Raw genomic sequence first — 255 nt, 5'->3', positions numbered from 1 at the left:
ATGATGATGTTCACCTTGTTCTCGTCGCTGATCTCAATCGTGTAGACCAACCCCAGATCATAGATATTCACGGGGATTTCAGGGTCATAGACCGTACGGCAAGCCTCAACCACGCTGTCATACAGCGTATGTTCGGTGCTGGACGGCTTGATCAGCGGCGCGCCTTCCATCGGCGCGGTGGCGTCATTCATCTTCGGGTGCCTCGTGTCATTTCTTAGCAAACATATAGGGATTGCTGCGCCCCGGGTCCAGAGC

At 54.5% G+C, this 255-nt stretch carries 1 protein-coding gene; it reads right to left on the bottom strand.

Features of this window, described 5'->3' with window-relative positions; translation table 11 throughout:
• On the bottom strand, positions 1–191 hold a 191-nt coding region (locus Q4550_RS23680), incomplete at its 3' end, for an iron-sulfur cluster assembly protein (RefSeq protein WP_303536705.1).
• Positions 192–255: the final 64 nt, after the last annotated feature.

Source organism: Anaerobacillus sp. 1_MG-2023 (assembly GCF_030547345.1).
Taxonomy (GTDB): domain Bacteria; phylum Bacillota; class Bacilli; order Bacillales; family Guptibacillaceae; genus Guptibacillus; species Guptibacillus hwajinpoensis_B.
This window is presented reverse-complemented; position numbering and strand designations above follow the sequence as displayed.